1 protein-coding gene, 1 tRNA gene and 1 pseudogene are annotated in these 1,261 nt (G+C 58.7%); 2 read left to right on the forward strand and 1 reads right to left on the reverse strand.

What is annotated here, in order from left to right; genetic code table 11:
- The first annotated feature begins 29 nt into the window (after window positions 1–29).
- Both HKD21_RS14300 and HKD21_RS14305 read left to right on the forward strand, forming a co-directional pair.
- Window positions 30–106 (forward strand) — tRNA-Met (locus HKD21_RS14300).
- 278 nt (window positions 107–384) lie between these two features.
- A complete protein-coding gene (locus HKD21_RS14305) occupies window positions 385–1,176 on the forward strand; it encodes a hypothetical protein (protein WP_194256266.1) in 792 nt (263 codons plus the stop codon).
- Here the strand turns inward: HKD21_RS14305 and HKD21_RS14310 are convergent.
- Window positions 1,166–1,261 (reverse strand): annotated as a pseudogene (locus HKD21_RS14310) (IS5/IS1182 family transposase); the annotation flags it as partial. The gene HKD21_RS14305 and the pseudogene HKD21_RS14310 sit on opposite strands and share 11 nt — an antisense overlap.

A 1,261-nucleotide genomic window follows, 5' to 3' on the forward strand; every position in this document is an offset into this window, starting at 1 on the left:
ACCCAAAAAACCAACATCATTCACACCACCGCGGGGTGGAGCAGCCCGGTAGCTCGTCAGGCTCATAACCTGAAGGCCGTAGGTTCAAATCCTACCCCCGCAACCATGAATTAAGCGACTGATATCGCACAGGAAAACCCGCCCTCACCGGCGGGTTTTTTGTTGCCCAAATCACACCGCAGGAAACACATAGGAAACAAACGAAAAGGAATTCAGGCGCAATTTTGTCGGTTTTCACGTTCGCGTGAATGTGGGAAGAGGCATCGCGTCGTCTGTTCCAAGGTATGATCCTGTCTTGTCGAGTACTGATGTCCGGCAGAATCGCAAGGCCATTTTCGGGCATTAGAGGGTATGGTGGCAGAGAACCCATCACAGGATTACCGCGTGCAGTTCGTCAGCGGACGTGCGATCGCGCGCCAAAGCGAACCCGGCACGATTACGATCGCGCCAAGTTCTGACAGCTGGAATGATTTCGGCGAGCGCATCCTCGTGGAAATCGCGGTCCAACCCCGTAGCGAGATCCCATTCTCGCATGAGCGGCTGATCTTCCGCGGCTTCTTTGGCTTCGTCGATAAGCAAGCCGGCAAGAGCGATACGCTGCATTTGCGCGACATCGTCGATCAGACCCCCGACACGCCGATCCCGACGGACAAGGTACCGAATTATTTCACGATGCTGCCGGACATGGCGAGCTATCGGCGGATCGTCGGCGATCTTGGCCCGGAGGAAGCGCGGCTCGCTCTCCGCGCAATGAACGACATCGTTGAGGCCGATGACCGGCCGGTCGACCGCCCCTGGCTGCGCGCGGCGCGCGAGAGCCAGATCTTCCTCAACGCCTTCCTGCGACACAGCGAGCCGTATTTCACCTGGAAGAATGCGGCGCCGATCCTGCGCGGTGTCGAGTATGAGGAACTCGACCGGATCTCGGACGGACTCCATATCAAATTCCGGCTCGCTGGCCGCCCCAACGACCATAACCTCACCTTCCGCTTCGCCGATGGCGACGCCGTGCTGCCGCAGCGCTTCGCAATCGTCATCGGCAAGAATGGCGTCGGTAAAAGCCAGACGCTGGCGCAGATCGTCGATGCCGCGCTCGCCGGCAAGCCGAAACTGACCGACATTCGCGGCGACCGGCCGCTGTTCAACCGCATCCTAGGCTCAGGACTCATTCTTTGAGGTAGAAGATGACGCTTGCTGCGATGTGGATTGCGGACATGAATGTATGAGCGCAGCGGTCATATCGGGTCGCAACACGTCGCCA

It is taken from the genome of Gluconobacter cerevisiae, from assembly GCF_015244675.1.
Classification (GTDB): domain Bacteria; phylum Pseudomonadota; class Alphaproteobacteria; order Acetobacterales; family Acetobacteraceae; genus Gluconobacter; species Gluconobacter cerevisiae.